The 15,624-nt window shown below is 65.6% G+C and carries 13 protein-coding genes and 1 pseudogene; 3 read left to right on the top strand and 11 right to left on the bottom strand.

From position 1 onward, the window contains the following. Positions 1 to 153 precede the first annotated feature (153 nt). Both IT472_RS01025 and IT472_RS01020 read right to left on the bottom strand, forming a co-directional pair. Positions 154 to 1,587, bottom strand: a complete 1,434-nt coding sequence (locus tag IT472_RS01025; RefSeq protein WP_297177050.1) for a DUF418 domain-containing protein — start codon at positions 1,585 to 1,587, stop codon at positions 154 to 156. 184 nt (positions 1,588 to 1,771) lie between these two features. Next, the gene (locus tag IT472_RS01020) at positions 1,772 to 2,254 is read right to left on the bottom strand and encodes a peptidylprolyl isomerase (RefSeq protein WP_297177047.1); all 483 of its coding nucleotides are present in this window, start codon (positions 2,252 to 2,254) and stop codon (positions 1,772 to 1,774) included. A 61-nt stretch (positions 2,255 to 2,315) separates the two neighbouring features. Between IT472_RS01020 and IT472_RS01015 the strand changes: the two genes are divergently transcribed. Beyond that, positions 2,316 to 2,867 carry a C40 family peptidase gene (locus IT472_RS01015; RefSeq protein WP_297177044.1) on the top strand — a complete coding sequence of 184 codons (552 nt, stop codon included), beginning with the start codon at positions 2,316 to 2,318 and terminating at the stop codon, positions 2,865 to 2,867. Between the two features lie 619 nt (positions 2,868 to 3,486). Then, positions 3,487 to 3,861, top strand: a pseudogene (locus IT472_RS01010) (C40 family peptidase); the annotation flags it as partial. A gap of 72 nt (positions 3,862 to 3,933) precedes the next feature. Here IT472_RS01010 and IT472_RS01005 read toward each other — a convergent pair. Both IT472_RS01005 and ssb read right to left on the bottom strand, forming a co-directional pair. Next, positions 3,934 to 4,431, bottom strand: a complete 498-nt coding sequence (locus IT472_RS01005; RefSeq protein ID WP_297177234.1) for an acyl-CoA thioesterase — start codon at positions 4,429 to 4,431, stop codon at positions 3,934 to 3,936. Positions 4,432 to 4,669: 238 nt separating this feature from the next. After that, positions 4,670 to 5,185: a single-stranded DNA-binding protein gene (gene ssb, locus IT472_RS01000; protein ID WP_297177040.1), complete on the bottom strand. Its 516-nt coding sequence runs from the start codon at positions 5,183 to 5,185 to the stop codon at positions 4,670 to 4,672. Between the two features lie 144 nt (positions 5,186 to 5,329). Between ssb and IT472_RS00995 the strand changes: the two genes are divergently transcribed. After that, positions 5,330 to 6,319: a polyprenyl synthetase family protein gene (locus tag IT472_RS00995; RefSeq protein ID WP_297177037.1), complete on the top strand. Its 990-nt coding sequence runs from the start codon at positions 5,330 to 5,332 to the stop codon at positions 6,317 to 6,319. A 12-nt stretch (positions 6,320 to 6,331) separates the two neighbouring features. Here the strand turns inward: IT472_RS00995 and IT472_RS00990 are convergent, their stop codons facing one another. From IT472_RS00990 to IT472_RS00960, 7 genes are all read right to left on the bottom strand, one after another. Beyond that, positions 6,332 to 7,111, bottom strand: coding sequence for a dienelactone hydrolase family protein (locus tag IT472_RS00990; protein ID WP_297177034.1), 780 nt, complete (start codon positions 7,109 to 7,111; stop codon positions 6,332 to 6,334). Positions 7,112 to 7,212: 101 nt separating this feature from the next. Further along, positions 7,213 to 8,643, bottom strand: a complete 1,431-nt coding sequence (gene murD, locus IT472_RS00985; RefSeq protein WP_297177232.1) for a UDP-N-acetylmuramoyl-L-alanine--D-glutamate ligase — start codon at positions 8,641 to 8,643, stop codon at positions 7,213 to 7,215. Positions 8,644 to 8,647: 4 nt separating this feature from the next. Then, complete coding sequence (murL, locus tag IT472_RS00980) at positions 8,648 to 10,033, bottom strand: UDP-N-acetyl-alpha-D-muramoyl-L-alanyl-L-glutamate epimerase (RefSeq protein ID WP_297177031.1); 1,386 nt, start codon at positions 10,031 to 10,033, stop codon at positions 8,648 to 8,650. Positions 10,034 to 10,100: 67 nt separating this feature from the next. Beyond that, positions 10,101 to 12,713 carry a bifunctional aspartate kinase/diaminopimelate decarboxylase gene (locus IT472_RS00975; RefSeq protein ID WP_297177028.1) on the bottom strand — a complete coding sequence of 871 codons (2,613 nt, stop codon included), beginning with the start codon at positions 12,711 to 12,713 and terminating at the stop codon, positions 10,101 to 10,103. Positions 12,714 to 12,867: 154 nt separating this feature from the next. Beyond that, a complete protein-coding gene (locus IT472_RS00970) occupies positions 12,868 to 13,485 on the bottom strand; it encodes a DUF4126 domain-containing protein (protein ID WP_297177025.1) in 618 nt (205 codons plus the stop codon). 12 nt (positions 13,486 to 13,497) lie between these two features. Further along, a complete protein-coding gene (locus tag IT472_RS00965) occupies positions 13,498 to 13,881 on the bottom strand; it encodes a YbjQ family protein (RefSeq protein ID WP_297177022.1) in 384 nt (127 codons plus the stop codon). 68 nt (positions 13,882 to 13,949) lie between these two features. Then, a complete protein-coding gene (locus IT472_RS00960; protein WP_297177019.1) occupies positions 13,950 to 15,599 on the bottom strand; it encodes a serine hydrolase in 1,650 nt (549 codons plus the stop codon). Between the last annotated feature and the right edge of the window lie 25 nt (positions 15,600 to 15,624).

Genomic DNA, 15,624 nt, shown 5'->3' with positions numbered 1-15,624 from the left:
TGATGAGGCGCGTCATTATGTTCGCTCTGCGCGCCTCATCCGCGCGCGGTCCGATGGGAACTGGATCGGCACGCGCTCGCACAGGCCCAACCGGATCGAGCAGGAGCCTCTCGGCCCTGGCGCACCCAACGGTCAGGGTCCGGCAAGCACGGTCTACACCTCTACGCGCATGGCCGGGCGCACGCCATAGGTGGCCCAACGCCATAGCCACTCCAGTGGACCGAAGCGAAACCGCGTCAGCCACCAACGGCTCAGCAACACCTGCAGCACAAACATTCCCAGCACGAACAGCACCTGCTGCGCCCGCGGCATGCCCCAGAAGCCCAAGCCATAGCCAAAGAAGAACAGCGAACAGAGCACTGACTGGCCGATGTAATTGGTCAGCGCCATGCGTCCCGCAGGCGCCAGCCACCCCAAACCGCGACGCCACGATTGCCGCTGCAATGCCAGCAACAGCACTGCGACATAGCCCAGCGCCATCGGCAGGCTGCCGATCAGTTGCAAGCCGCCAGCAGTCGTCCAACGCGCCTGGCCGGAGCCGAGATCGGTTGCGATCATTGCGCTCGCCAAGGTCGTCAGCATGCCTGCAGGCAACGCGATCCACGCCAATGCGCGCAGCAGCCCGAGGTGCTGCAGGGGCTCACTGACCACCCCTGAACGCAACAACCACGCCCCGATCATGAACAATCCCATCGCCATCGGAACAAAAAAGATGGCGCGGGTAAAGTCCGCGATGAAATGCGGCGCCCTGAATTCCACGGCATCCGCGTAGCTGCCCCGGGTCATCACCGACGCCTCCTCCGCTGCCCGTTGCGCCTGCTGGCGAAGTGCTTCTTTTATCCGTCTTTCGCCCTCCGCCCGCGCCCTCGTTTCTTCCGTGGACATCCGGGCGGCTGGAGCTTCCGCCCTCGCCGCCTCCGCGCGCCATTGGATTCCCCCCAGCAACGCCAACAACACGGCCGGCAGCAGGTACAAGGTCAGACCAGCCTTCATCAGATTGCGTCCTTGCAAAGCCAGTGAATCGGCCACCGCACCGCGCCTGTACCAGGTCAATACCAGTGCATCAATCAACAGGAGGAATGCCGTGAACCCCGCGTCTTCGGGCAAGTTGAAGGCAAACCCCAATGCAATCAGCAGCGCGAAGCTCACCCACATCATCCAGCCACGCCCCAACAACACCGCCAACAACACCGCGGCAGCCGAGGCATAACTGAGCAGGATGTCGCCGGCCCAGATCAGCATTCCATGCACCAGGCCGAACAATGCCAACGCCACCGTCCGGCGCAGGTAGGGCGTCGTGAAGTGACGGCCTGCCGCCTGTGCACGCGCCAGCATCAGCGCGAACCCCATGCCGAACAGGATCGAGAAAATGGTGAAGAACTTCTCGCGAACGAACAGGTGGACCGTCAGGGCGGCCCACGCATCGGCCCCCTCCAGGCCCGTCGGCAGGCCTTCGCCCAGCGCAGCCAGCGGCCGGTTGAAGAATTCGACATTCATCAACGCGATGCCGAGGAGGGCGAAACCGCGGATCACGTCCAAAGCCTGGATGCGGTCGCGACCGGCAACTGGAGAGAACCCGACAGTCATGCCCCCACCCCTAGTGAACCGGCCTCTACCCGCCCGGTTTTGACTCTAGGCTACGCCCGGTGGGACAGGTATGTGCAGGATGTCACGCCGACTTCTTGCCCAGCAACGCAAACGGCCCGCAACGCGGGCCGTCTCGGCACCCATGGGCAGGAGAACTGCCGGCTGATCGTCCGGCCGCGCTCGATCAGTGGTGGTGCCCACCTTCACCATGCACATGGCCGTGCGCCAGCTCTTCTTCGCTGGCCTCGCGCACGTCCACGATCTCGATGTCGAACTCCAGATCCTTGCCGGCCATGGGATGGTTCAGGTCCACATCGACCACGCTCATGCCGACCTTCTCGATGACCACGGCGCGCGGGCCGAAGTTGGTTTGCAACACCACCTGCATCCCGGGCACCAGCTTCTGCCCACCGAAATGCTTCTTGGGAACACGCTGGGTCAGTCCTTCGCGACGCTCGCCATAGGCTTCACCAGCGTTGACTGCAGCCTTGAAGCTGTCTCCGACCTCACGGCCTTCCATCGCCTTTTCCAGGCCGGGGATGATCTGCCCGCGCCCGAACAGGATTGCAATCGGCTGCCCGCCCTCCTTCGAGCTTTCCAGCGTGTCCTTGCCTGCCTCGGCAACGCTGTAGTGGAAACGCACGACCCGGTCGTTTTCGATCTTCATGGAACTCCTGCCTTCGGAAGGGCGCTTGCCGGCGTACCGCATTGCGACGACACTGCGCGGAATGAAACCAGCCGACTGCAACCAGCGACCGGGATCGCATTATCGACGCTGCGCGCTGCTTGCGCCAATGTTGCTGGCCCTCGCCGGTTGCGGTGGCGGCGACAATGTCCGCGAAACGCCGCGCTCCGGCCACAGCGCCCGCCACGAATGGCCGGTGGTTGCCCCCGCAGACCCAGCCAAGGCCAATGCCGTCCTGATTCGCGCAATCAGCCTCGTCGGCACGCCCTATCACTGGGGCGGCAACACCCCCGAAGGCGGCTTCGACTGCAGCGGACTGGTGAACTACGTTTACCGCGACATGCTCAACCTGCGCCTGCCGCGCACCACCTCGGAGTTGATCAGGCTGCAGGGCCCGCGCATCCAGCCCGAACAACTGGCCGGCGGCGATCTGGTGTTTTTCGGCACGGGCGGCAAGGTCAGCCATGTCGGCATCTACGTCGGGGAAGGCCGATTCGTCCACGCGCCCAGCACCGGCGGCACCGTTCGCCTGGACCGATTGGATGATCCGTGGTGGCACGACCACTACAGTGGCGCACGCAGGCTGCTGCTCTGATCGCCAGCCGGAAGAAGCGTTCACACCAATCGGCAATTCACACCGACCAATGGATTGAAACGCAATCCGTCCGGCAAACCGGCCTCTATTCATGTAAATGAACTGGGAAAATCAACGATTTAGCCCATTCATCTTCATTCAAATAACACTTTATGAACCTTTAACCCCGCCACGGCGGGCATAGTGCGACCTGATTTTTGATCGTGATGACCGCGTGAAGCCAACAACCTTCCCACACAGCCATCCCGCTCGCCCTGCTTCCAAGGGCGCCTTCCGCACAGCAGCGGCCCTGTTGCTTGCCATTGCTTGGGGTCCTGCAATGGCAACCCTGCCAGTCGTCAGCCCCGACGATCCTGCATTGAGCACAGCCAATCCAGCGCCTGCGAGCGTGGCCCCCCCGGCATCGACCGTCACCCCTTCGATCCCCCCCGCACTGGCGCTTCCATCGGCCCCATTGCAGCCTGCCCCCATGCCGGCACCCGCGGTCCCCTCCCTGGCCACGGAGCTGGTCTTGCCTCCGGCGTCGACGGCCCTAGCTGCCTTGGATACCCAGGCACGCGCCACCCGGGCCCCAGCACCTCTTGCTGCCGCGGCAACGACCCCCTCCGATCGATCGCTGGTCCGGACCCTCATGCAGCGCGCGTTTACCCTGCTCGGCACCCCGTATCGCTGGGGTGGCACCTCGCCGGAGAGTGGTTTCGACTGCAGCGGCTTGGTGGGCTACGTCTTTCGCACCATCGGCATCAACCTTCCCCGCGTATCCCGGGCCATGGCCGGTGAAGGCACCCCGGTGACCGATCGCAATGCCCTGGCAGAGGGTGACCTCGTGTTCTTTGGCCGCCGCGGGCACATCGACCACGTCGGCATCTACATCGGCGACGGCAAGTTCCTGCACGCCCCCCGCACCGGGCGTGACGTCACCGTCTCCAGCCTGTCTACTGGTTATTGGGCCCAGACCTTCCTTTCGGCACGTCGCGTGGCCGTTGGAAGTTGAGTCCGGGTTCAATCGCACACAAGCAACGCCGCCGCTGGGCGGCGTTGGTGTTTTGGGGATGGGTGAAACGGCTCAGTCGATTCCGTGCTGCCGGTAATGCGCCGCAATCTGATCGACATCCCGGCACAGCGCTTGGATCTGCATGGCGTATTCGGCCAACCGACGATCCTCGTCGGTCACGGGCATCCAGGCTGGAACCGAGGTCGGCGTCCCCTGTGGACCGTCCAGTGCCACGAACACGATCAAGCAGTGGGTACACAACCGTGCCGTGTCGGCGTCGGAGCGCGGGTCAGAAGCGCGCACGTCGACTGCGAAATGCATTGACGTGGTTCCGGTGTGGATCAGCAGTGCGTCCACGTTGACCAGATCGCCGATCTGGATCGGTGAGACGAATCGGATCCCCTCCACCGCCACGGTGACGCAGTAGCAGCCTCTCCAGCCCACCGCCGCCGCGTAGCCGGCCTGGTCGATCCAGCGCATCACCTGCCCGCCGTGGACCTTGCCGCCGAAATTCACGTCCGACGGTTCGGCCAGGAAGCGCATGGTCAATTGCCGTTGCTGTCCACTCATGGCGATTCCAGTGCAGTTGCCGCGCAGGCCCAAGGCGGTGCTGTACACGACCGAGGACTGCTCATCGAAGACAGCGTCCCGTGATCGCCAGAACCTTGGCGTGGACAGCCGTCGTCGGTACGAGTGATCCGCGGCCGAGCCCTCATGTCCCAGGGCAACGCTGATTTATTTGGCGTTGTCTACCGACCATGGACGGTTGGCCGCTGACAAGTCCCGGATGGGCTGGTTCAGCGCAGATCTAGAACGGAATATCGTCGTCACCGAAGGGGATGTCATTGCCGAAGTCGGCCGGACGCGAGGCCGGTGCCGCGGATTCGTTGCGAGGAGCGGCTGCGCTGCGCTGTGGGCGATCACCGCCATAGCCACCACCGCTGCCACGCTGCTGGTAGCCACCCTCACGTGCGGCACCGCCACCCTCACCGCCGCGCCCACCCAGCATCTGCATGTCATCGCAGATGATGTCGGTGGTGTAGTGCTTCACACCGTCCTTGTCGTAGGAGCCGTACTCGAGGCGCCCCTCGATATAGACCTGACTGCCCTTGGTGAGATAGCGCTGGGCGGTCTCGGCGGTCTTCCCGAACACCTTGACGCGGTGCCACTCGGTCTTTTCCTGCCAGTTGCCGTCGCGGTCCTTGCGCGACGTGGTCGTGGCGATACTCAGGGTAGCGATCATCGAGCCGCTTTGGGTGGACCTGACATCCGGATCGTTGCCCAGGTTTCCGATCAAAATCACTTTATTCACACCACGTGCCATGACGCTGCCTCATCTCGTGCCGTCCGGATCGGACAACGGTATTGAAGTATAGCGGCGGCACCCGCGCCGCCGGCGAACTCCGCGCCGGCGGGTCAGGAAATGCCGCGGCCGCCTATAATTGCCGGTCGCTTTCGAACCCGACCCATGCCCGCAACCACCCAAATTCCCGACCTCAGGGCGATCCAGGCCCTCGCCGCGCCCGACATGGCGCAGCTGGATACGCTGATCCGCCAGCGGCTGGAGTCGGACGTGGTCCTGATCCGCCAAGTCGCCGAGTACATCATCGGCGCCGGCGGCAAGCGTCTGCGCCCGATGCTGCTGATGCTCGCCGCACGCGCACTCGGGCACGGCGGGCCGGACACCCACCAACTCGCCGCCGTGGTCGAGTTCATCCACACCGCGACCTTGCTCCACGACGACGTCGTCGATGAATCGGACCTGCGTCGTGGCCGCCAGACCGCCAATGCCGTCTGGGGCAATGCGGCCTCGGTGCTGGTCGGGGACTTCCTGTATTCGCGCAGCTTCCAGCTGATGGTCGAACTGGATCGGATGCCGGTGATGAAGCTGCTTGCCGACACCACCAACACCATCTCCGAAGGTGAGGTCTTGCAGCTACTGCACGTCCACAACCCGGACACCGACGAAGCCGCCTATCTGCGGGTGATCGAACGCAAGACTGCGATCCTGTTCGCCGCGGCCACCGAGCTTGGCGCGATGCTGGCCAATGCCGACACCGCCACCTGTCGCGCCTTGCACAGCTACGGGCTCAACCTCGGCTATGCCTTCCAGATCGCCGATGACGTGCTCGACTACGCCTCAGATGCCGCCACCCTGGGCAAGAACCTCGGCGATGACCTTGCCGAAGGCAAGGCGACCCTGCCCTTGATCCACGCGATGGCGCATTGCGATGCAGCCACGCGCGCCGAGCTGCGCCGCATCGTCGAACACGGTGACCAGGCGGGCCTTGCGGTAGCGCAAGCGGCGATCCAACGCTGCGCCAGCCTCGACTACTGCCGGCAACGCGCACAGGCCTATGCCGATAGCGCCGACGCGGCGCTGGACGGCATGCCCGACAATCCGTACACCGACGCCTTGCGCGGCCTCGCGCGCTACGCGCTGAATCGGGACCACTGACGCCGCCCTGCGTCAGCGCAGCGCGAATCGCTCCGCGAAAAACGCGTGCATCATCGCGTAGGCGCGTTTCGCCGCGCGCGGATCGTACTTGCACCCGGGCCGATTCGCGGTTTCCAGCGCGAAGCAGTGCACCGCGCCGCTGAAGTTGACCAGTTGCCAATCCGCGCCCGCCGCCGTCATTTCGTCTTCGAAGGGCTGCACGGCTGACCTCTGGGTCAGGTCGGAGGCGCCGTTGAGTATCAGCAGCGGGGTCTTGACGGCCCCGGGCAGTGCCGGCGACCGTGTCTGCAAGCCACCGTGGAAGGTGACGATCCCGGCCAGTTGCGCGCCGCTGCGCGCCAGTTCCAGTACCGATGAACCGCCAAAGCAGAAGCCGAATGCGCCGATCCGGCTGGTATCCAGCGGCACCCGTCCGGCCTGCGCCTTGAAGGCCGCCAGCGCTGCATGCATGCGTGTCCGCATCTGCTCGGGCTGCGACAGCAAGGGCAACACCAAGCCCTGGGCTTGGCCATCGTTTTGTGGCCGCACGCCCTTGCCGTACATATCGACCACGAACACCACGTATTCGCGGCCTGCCTGCTGGCGCGCCTTGTCCAGTGCCGAGGCGGTGACGCCGTACCAGTCCGGCACCATCAACAAGCCGGGGCGCTTGGTGGCCACGGCATCGTCATAGACCACATAGCCTTGGAACCGGTTCTGACCGGAGCTCCACTCGACCGAACGGGTCTGCATCCTGGCGCAGACCGGCAAGGCCACCAGCAACAGGAGTAGCGCGGCAATCAATCGACGCATGGGATGCTCTCGTCTTGGCATTGCATCCACGCTACGCGCCTTGTGTTCAATGGGCGTGAAGCGCCGCGTCCGCGCCGGGGTGGGTCGGCCTGATCGGCCGGCTACGCGATGCCCATGCCGTTGATGCCGAGGATCGCTTCGGGATCGAAGCCGGCAAGCGCGGCGAAATGGCGCCCGCGTTCGACATAGTTCCGATACGCACCGAAGCTGGGCGCGCCCGGTGACAGCAGGATCACGCCGCCCTCGGGCAAGGCCGCACGCGCTTTGGCCACCGCATCGGCAAGATCGCGGGCCGCATCCAGCAGGAAGCCATTCACCGCCGCCATCGGTGCAAGCAGCGCATGGATCCGTGGGCCGTTCTGGCCCATGGTGATGATCGCGCGCGGTGCGTACGCCTTCATCGCCTCGGCGAATTCGTCCCAGGGCAGGCCACGGTCATGGCCACCGACCAGCACCGCCACCGGACGGTCGGCGTACAAGGCCAGCGCCGCCAATGTCGCCATCGGCGTGGTGCTGATGGAATCGTTGACGTAGAGGATGCCGTTGCGCTCGCCGAGTGGCTGCAGGCGATTGGGCAAGGGCTGGAAACACGCCGCGTGCGGCGCCAGCGCCAGCGCATCCAGGCCGAGGGCTTCCAGTGCCGTCAGCACCGCGCACAGGTTGCTGCGGTTGTGCTGGCCCGGCAGTGGCATGGTGGCGGTGTTCATCACGCACACGTCGCCGCGGTGCAGCGCATCGCCGCGCAGATGCCAGCCCTGCGCATCGCCATACCAGCGGATCTCGCTATCGGGCAGATGCAGTCGCGCGAGCAGGGGATCGGCCGCGTTGAGCACGGCGAACCGCGGTTTCACTTCCGTCACCAGCGCCAATTTGTCGGCGTAATAGCGCGCTTCGCTGCCATGCCAATCCAGATGCTCGGGATGCAGGTTGGTGACGATGGCGACCTGCGGATGCGCGCCGGAGGCGGCCACGTCGCGGGTCTGGTAGCTCGACAATTCCACCGCCCATGCGTCGGCCTGTGCGCCCAGCAATTCGAGCAGGGGCACGCCGATATTGCCGGCCAGCGCGGTGCGCAATCCGGCCGCACGCAGCAGGTGTGCAAGCAAGGACGACGTGGTGCTCTTTCCCTTGGTGCCGGTGACGCAGACTGTGCGCGCCATGCGGCCATCGTCGGCGTGTTCGGCAAACCACAACGCGGTGCCACCAAGGAAACGCGTGCCTTGCTGCGCTGCGAACACAGCCTCGGGTTGGTTCGGGCTGATACCGGGGGATTTGATGACCACATCGAACGCCGACAAGGCCTCGCCCGTTGCCTCGGTTTCGACCTGCAACGCCGCATCGCCCACTGCATTGGCATCGGCCGCTTCCCCGGCTGCGCAAAACAGCGTCAACGGTGCGATGAACCGCCCCTCCGAATCCCGACTCCCGAATCCCGAATCCCTTGATGTGCGCAGCGCGGCATACGCCGCCCGGCCTTCCCCGCCCCAGCCCCACAGCGCGACCCGGCGGCCCGCCAGATCCTGGATTCGCAAATGCTCAGGCAGCGAAACGGTCACGCAGGCGCTCCCACAGCGCGGCCGGGATGCGGTGCTCGTCGTGCAGAGCCAGCAGCGGCTCGATCACCAACTCGCTGGCATCCAGTTGTGGCTGGATCACGCGCACGAAGCGCTTGACCAGCGCATCCTCGCGCCATTCCGGGCGCTGTGCCAACGCCGCCAGCGCGGCGCGCGATTCGCGGCCTTCGCCCACGCATTCGAATGGCTTGTGGTCGCCGTATTCCAGCAAGGCGTCGTAGCCGGCAGTCAGGGCCGGATCGTCGAGCAGGTTGCGGCCGACGATCCCGACCAGACGCAGCTTGGGCACGAACGGTGCCAGCGCGAGGAACACGAACAGGCACTTCGGACAGACCCCGCACCAGCGCGAGGTCGGGCGCTCGCCAAGGATGTGGAAGTTGCGGTTGCAGCTGGAGAAGCAATCGTCGTAACGATCACTCTTGCCGAACTGCCGCGCCACCGCCAATTCGGACAACGGCCGCAGTAACGAGTAGTACTGCAAGTCTGCGGCGACATGGTGCTGCAGGTAATCGCCGAACGCAGACTCGAACGCCCAACCCTTCGACCACTGGTGATTGACCTCGCCGGTACCGGGGATCAGCGAGCCATAGCTGGCCGAGCGTTCGTTGGAGAACACCACCTGATCCACGCCCAGCAGCACGGCGGCGAAGGCGAGGATCGCCGAGTTCACCGCGGTCACCGGAATATGGCCGTTCCATGCGCCCTGGCGGTTGAACTCGAACAGCTGCGGCGCAAGCTGGCGGCCAATGTTGCATGTGGGCAATCCGGTACGCGCGGCGCAGGCGGCGATCAATTGCGAACCGCCGATCCAGGTCACTGTCTGCGCCACGCCCAGCGCACGCAAGGCCTCGATGCTGACCAATGAATCCTTGCCGCCGCCGATGGCGACGAGGGCGTGCGGGCGCAGGCCGAGGGCCGGTGCCGCGCCCTCACCCCCAGCCCCTCTCCCAGGAGGAGAGGGGAGCAAAGCGGGGAAGCGGATGCGGTCGTGCAGATCCAGACCATTGCGATAGGCGAACTCGCCCAGCCCGTGGCGATAGAGGTTTTCCAGCAGGGCCGCGGTGTCGGCATCGATGGCGTACTCATCGATGCGGATGTCGTCCGGCACCGCCGCCTTGTAATAGCTCACCCCGGCGATCAGATGCAGCAGGCGCAACGCACGCTGCGCCGCCGCTACACGCGCGTCGTCCAGCACGAACGGCGCGCCCGGCACGGTGACGGTCTCGACCAATTCCGGGCCGTCGTCGAAGGCATAGACCAAGCGCGCCACGCCGGTGTGCGCGTCGAAGCCGCAACGCACGAAGCGGAAGCAGGTGATCTGGTCGCGGTGGAAAGTCCAGTCGGTCATGTCGTCATTTCAGGTGGGCCGGGCATCCGCCCGCCTCCGCGCATGCGCGGCAAGGCGCAGCGGCGGATCAGGGTTCACCCGCGAGGATGTCCTCGCCGGGCAACTCCCGCAGATTGTAGGCGCTGGCCATGCTGAAGCCGTAGGCCCCGGTATCGGCGATCAGCATCACGTCGTCCGGCGCGGTTGCAACGGGCAACTTGACCCGATGCCCGAACACGTCGCTGGATTCGCAGATCGGCCCGACCACATCGAAATCGCACGCCGCAGCATCATCCAGTCGCGACAGGTTGTGGATGTCGTGCCAGGCGTCATACAGCGCCGGCCGGATCAGCGCATTCATGCCGGCATCCAGTCCCACCCGCAGCACGCCGTCCTTCTCCACCACCTGGCTGCAGCGCGACAGCAGGACGCCCGCTTCGGCAACCAGATAACGCCCCGGTTCGATCGCCAATTCGAACGCCGAGTGCACGGCTTTGATTTCAGCGAGCCCGCTGGCCCATCCATCGAGATCGAACGGCTCGTCATCATCCGTGTACGGGATCGGCAGGCCGCCGCCGATGTCGAGCACCTCGACGCTGCCGATCCGACGCGCGAAACCGGCCAATTCATCGACGACTTCCTGCCAGTGGCCCACGGTCTCGATGCCGCTGCCGAGGTGCGCATGCACGCCGGTGATGCGCACACCCAGCGCACGTGCCGTTTCCACGAACTCATCCACCCGCTGCGCCGACAGCCCGAACTTGGCGTCCTTGCCGCCGGTGTTGACCTTCTCGTGGTGGCCATCGCCATGGCCCAGATCGATCCGCAGCCAGAGCGCGTGATTGCGGAATACCTCCGGCCAGCGCCACAGCAGCTCGACGTTGTCCACCGTCACGGTGACGCCGAGGGCAAGCGCAGCGACGTATTCGGAGATCGGGGCGAAGCTCGGCGTGAACAGCACGCGCTCGGGCGCCAGCGTGGGCACGGCGGCAAACACGCGTTCCACCTCGCCCAAGGACACGCACTCCAATCCGAACCCTTCGTCGACCAGGGCACGCAGGATGGCTGGATGCGAATTGGCCTTGATCGCGTAATAGCGACGATCCACCGCCGCGACCGACGCCAGCTGGCGCGCACGATCCCGCACCGTCGGCAGGTGGTAGGCGTAACGCGGCGTCTGGCCCTGTGCCAGTGCCAGCAAGGTTTCGCGCTGCTCCGCATCGCGCCACCACGGTGTTTGCCGCGGGCGGAACGTGCCTTCGATTTCCCGCCAGCGCGGGCCGAAGACCGCTGCCTCATGCACCGGCATCGCGCCGGAATCGATCAGCGCCGCGTGCAGCTTCGGCAACATGCCATCGGCCACCGCTTCATCGACCACGAAAGTGAGGTTGAGGTCGTTCGACGACTGCGAAATCAGGTGTACGCGCTCAAGCCCGAACATCGCCCACACGTCCTGCAACTTGTGCAGCAACGAGCGCATGCCACGCCCGACCAGGGTGATCGCCGCGCACGGCGCGATCACCTTGACCCGACAGACTTGGGCGAGGTCTTCGGACAGCCGCGCCAGCACGTCGGTACTGATCAGGTTCTCGGACGGATCCAGCGAAACGGTGACATTGGTTTCGGCCGAACCGATCAGGTCCACCGACAGCCCATGCTTCTTGAACAGCGCAAACACGTCGGCGAGGAAGCCAACCTGTTGCCACATCGCCACGCTTTCCATCGACACCAGCACGATCCCGTTGCGACGGCTGATCGCCTTCACCCCGGGCACCGGCTCGGCAGCATCATCGATGGCGGTGCCCGGCAGCTGCGGGCGGCCGGTGTCGAGGATGGCCATCGGCACGCCGGCGTTGCGACAGGGCCGCAGCGAACGCGGATGCAACACCTTGGCACCGGTGGTGGCGATTTCCTGCGCTTCGTAATAGTCGAGCCGGGTCAGCAGGCGCGCGTCCGGCACCTCGCGCGGATTGGCGCTGAACATGCCCGGCACATCGGTCCAGATTTCGACCCGCTGCGCAGCGAGCAGGGCGCCGAAATACGCCGCCGAGGTGTCCGAACCGCCGCGCCCGAGGATCGTGGTGCCGCCATCCTGATGGCGGGCGATGAAGCCCTGGGTGATCAGCAGCCGGGTCGGCTGCGCGGCAAACCGCGCCCGCCAGTCGGCATCGGCCTGCCATTGGCAATTCACCGACAGCCGCTGCGCCCAGGCACTCTGGTTGGGCAGCGGCGGCAGCGCGTCCAGCCAGTCACGCGCATCCATCCAGCCAATGTCCAGGCCGCGCGATTGCAGGTAGGCCGCGCCAATCGTCGACGAGAGCAATTCGCCCTGCCCCAGTACCTCGGCCTGCCAATCCAGCGTGCGACTGGCCGCACGTGGATCGTCCAGCAGCCCACGCAGCACCGCCAGCCGCGCATCCAGCACGTCGTCGGCAAGGTCCAGCGTTGCGAGGAATTGGCGATGCCGCTGCTCCAGCTGTGCCACCCGCTCGCGCGCATCGATTGCGCCATCGGCAATCGCAGTGAGTTCATTGGTGACGCCGGACAAGGCCGACACCACCACCAGCACCCGTGCATCGCCATCGCGTGCAGCAGCGGCGGCGAGCGCACCGATGTTGTCCCAGCGGGCGCGCGCGGACACCGAGGTGCCGCCGAACTTGAGGACCAGCCAGCGCGGTGGAGGGGGAGTCGGAATGGGCATCGTCGTCGGCGAGGCGAAAGAAGACCCGCGAAGGCGGGCAATGCGCCAATTCTAGCGGGATGGCGAGCCGTCGTGCGGCGCTGCAACATGGCATCCGGTCATGACGCCCTGCCGCTGCGATCCAGCGCGAACGTTACGCGCCCACACCCGTGACTCAACCGGAAACGGCATCACCCGTCGTCTTCGTTTTCACCGCCCGGCCCAACCAACGCAAACCACGCCAAGCCCAGCGCCACGCCAGCCAGACGCCGATGGCCAGCAACAGGCTGCTGATCAGTGCAAACCACAGCGCGAGCCAAGGATGGGCGACAGCGAGCGCCAGCGCACCCAGCACCAGACCGTCCTCCAGCAGCGAGACCACGCCATTGCTGAACGGCTCTGGCGAGGTATTGAGCAAGGCGCGCACCCCCGCCTTCAGGCCATGGCTGACCAAGGCGGCGCCGCCGCCCAGCGCCAGCGCCCCCGCACCGAGATGTCCATCCGGTGACAGCGTTGCCGCGGCGAGGAAGGCGCCCGCCGGAATCCGTGCCAAGGTCTGCAACAGGTCCCAGACCGAATCCACGCCGGGAATCTTGTCGGCCAGGAATTCGGCAACCGAGAGCACACCGCAGGTGCCCAGCACCCAGTACGACTCGGTCGCGTGCAAGGCCGGCGGCAGCTCCACCCAGCCCATCAAGCCGGCGAGGCCGATCCCGAACACCGTCAGGTACGCGCGAATCCCCGCCAGCCACGCCAGCAGCAGGCCGATCACGAAGAGATGGGCTTCGGTCATGGCGGTATCTTGCTACTGTGACAGCGGCTCCACCACCACCGCCGTGCCATAGCACAGCACCTCGGTCAGCCCGGTCATGATCTCGGTGGCATCGTAGCGGACCGCGACAATCGCATTGGCGCCCAAACCGCGCGCGTGCTGCACCATGTCGCGGTAGGTATCGAAGCGCGCCTGTTCGCACAGTTCGGTGTAGATGGTGATGTTGCCGCCAAACAGCGATTGCAGGCCACCGAGAAAATTGCCGACCACCGAGCGCGAGCGCACGATGATGCCGCGGACCAGGCCGAGGTTCCGCACGATGCGATAGCCCGGAAGCTCCGGCGCCGTGGTGACCATTGCATCATCGAGCACGTGCGCGCTGGGCTGCATCGCGCCGGAGTTGTAGGGATCGCCCATCGAACGTTCTCCTGAAGGGTTGAAGGTGGGCAACCCGGATCAACCGACGTTGCCAATGCGGCGTGGTTTCAATTTGCGGCCACCGGCACCAACCGCAGGTCCTGGAAGTCGAAGCTGAAGTCGGTCAGCGGCGAGATCGGCACCATCCGCAGTTCGCGGATCATGCCGTCGGGATCGAGCCTGAAGCTGAGGAACGCATCGGCATTCAAGCTGCGGTCGCGCCAGCGCACGATGAAGGTGTCGTGCTGCCAGTGGCTGATGTCGCCCAGCAACTGCGCGGTCTTGCTGAACTGCAGCTCCAGGCCCTTGGCACCTTGGCGAATGACCACGTCGCCGTACCACGGGTCACGATAGGTGCCGGCGTAGCGGGCCAGCGGCAGCGACGGCCGGCTGTTGGCATCGCGTGCGGCTTCATGTTTTTTCCAACTGTCATCGGCATTGCCCTGCGCCTTGGCCACCGCCTCGGCATAGCCCGCCAGCCAGTCGTGGCCGGGGTTGCCGAGCATCATGTCGAGGGCCTCATAGGTGATCGCATTGAAGGCCGCGCCAACCTCGGCGCTGGTGAGCACCACCACGCCGACCTTCTTGCCCGGTAGCAGGGTCAGGCGCGACACTTGGCCCGGCCAGCCGCCGGTGTGCCAGACCATCCGGTTGCCGAGGTAATCCGACAGATTCCAGCCCTGCCCGTAGCCATAGAAATTGGGGGTGGCGGCGGCCAGCGCCGGGATCGACGACGGCCGCACCGGAATCGGTGTCAGCATCGTCCACATTTCGCGCTGGCGCTGTTCGGAGAACAGCCGCTTGGCATCCTCGCCCGATCCGGCATACACGCCGCCGGCCAGCTGCGCGTTCATCCATTTGGCCATGTCGTGGACGCTGGAATAGATGCCGCCGGCGCCGGAGACATTGCGCCAACTGGTGACCCCGACCGGGCGCAGGTCCTTGAAGTCATACAGCGCGTTGCCGACGGCGACGTTGTCACCGGGTTTGAGGTCATCGCTGTTGAAGCGGGTTTCGCTCATGCCCAGCGGATTCCAGATCCGGGCCTGCAGGAACTGCTCGAACGACTGGCCCGAGGCCTGTTCGACCACCAATTGCGCCACCCCGAACAGGATGTTGTCGTAGGCGTACTGCTCGCGGAAACCGCCGGTCAGCGGCACGTCCTTGAGCCGCTCGGCCACTTCGCGGGTGGAATAGGTGGTGGTCGGCCAGTACAACAGGTCACCGGCGCCCAGGCTCAGGCCGGAACGGTGCGCCAGCAGATCGCGCACGCGCATCTCATGCGTCACGTAGGGATCGCTCATGCGGAACCACGGCAGGTGGTCGATCACCCGGTCGGTGGTCTTGAGCTTGCCGTCGTCCTGCAGCATGTTCAGCGCCGCTGCGGTGAAGGCCTTGGTGTTGGAGGCGATCGCGAACAGGGTGTGGGCATCGACCAAGGCCGGCTTGCCCATCTCGCGCACACCGTAGCCGCGCTCCATCACCACCTGGCCGTCGGCCACGATCGCTACTGCCACGCCCGGCACGTTGAACTGCTGCTGCACGCGAGCAACAAAATCATCGAATCGGGCCAGCCGCGCCGCATCGGGAAGCTGCGCCGACAGCGGCGCCATGGTGTCGTCGACGCGGACCGGTGGGGCTTGCTGCGCCCACGAAGGCGCAGGAACCAGCGCCGTCAACAGGGCGGTCAGGGCAAGGTTCAATAGGCGGGTGCGCATGAGGATTCCGGCGAGTCGAAAGTCC

This window comes from Thermomonas sp. (genome assembly GCF_020850895.1).
In the GTDB taxonomy this organism is placed as follows: domain Bacteria; phylum Pseudomonadota; class Gammaproteobacteria; order Xanthomonadales; family Xanthomonadaceae; genus Thermomonas.
Note: the sequence above shows the minus strand (reverse complement) of the source record. Positions and strands in the feature narration are given on the sequence as shown.

Excerpts from the sequence above, each read along its gene's own strand:
- IT472_RS00990 (WP_297177034.1), bottom strand. The coding sequence starts at position 7,111 with ATGCGTCGATTGATTGCCGCGCTACTCCTGTTGCTGGTGGCCTTGCCG.
- ssb (WP_297177040.1), bottom strand. The coding sequence starts at position 5,185 with ATGGCACGTGGTGTGAATAAAGTGATTTTGATCGGAAACCTGGGCAAC.
- IT472_RS01020 (WP_297177047.1), bottom strand. The coding sequence starts at position 2,254 with ATGAAGATCGAAAACGACCGGGTCGTGCGTTTCCACTACAGCGTTGCC.
- murL (WP_297177031.1), bottom strand. The coding sequence starts at position 10,033 with ATGACCGACTGGACTTTCCACCGCGACCAGATCACCTGCTTCCGCTTC.
- IT472_RS00995 (WP_297177037.1), top strand. The coding sequence starts at position 5,330 with ATGCCCGCAACCACCCAAATTCCCGACCTCAGGGCGATCCAGGCCCTC.
- IT472_RS00960 (WP_297177019.1), bottom strand. The coding sequence starts at position 15,599 with ATGCGCACCCGCCTATTGAACCTTGCCCTGACCGCCCTGTTGACGGCG.
- IT472_RS01015 (WP_297177044.1), top strand. The coding sequence starts at position 2,316 with ATGAAACCAGCCGACTGCAACCAGCGACCGGGATCGCATTATCGACGC.
- IT472_RS01005 (WP_297177234.1), bottom strand. The coding sequence starts at position 4,431 with ATGAGTGGACAGCAACGGCAATTGACCATGCGCTTCCTGGCCGAACCG.
- IT472_RS00970 (WP_297177025.1), bottom strand. The coding sequence starts at position 13,485 with ATGACCGAAGCCCATCTCTTCGTGATCGGCCTGCTGCTGGCGTGGCTG.
- IT472_RS01025 (WP_297177050.1), bottom strand. The coding sequence starts at position 1,587 with ATGACTGTCGGGTTCTCTCCAGTTGCCGGTCGCGACCGCATCCAGGCT.
- IT472_RS00975 (WP_297177028.1), bottom strand. The coding sequence starts at position 12,713 with ATGCCCATTCCGACTCCCCCTCCACCGCGCTGGCTGGTCCTCAAGTTC.
- IT472_RS00965 (WP_297177022.1), bottom strand. The coding sequence starts at position 13,881 with ATGGGCGATCCCTACAACTCCGGCGCGATGCAGCCCAGCGCGCACGTG.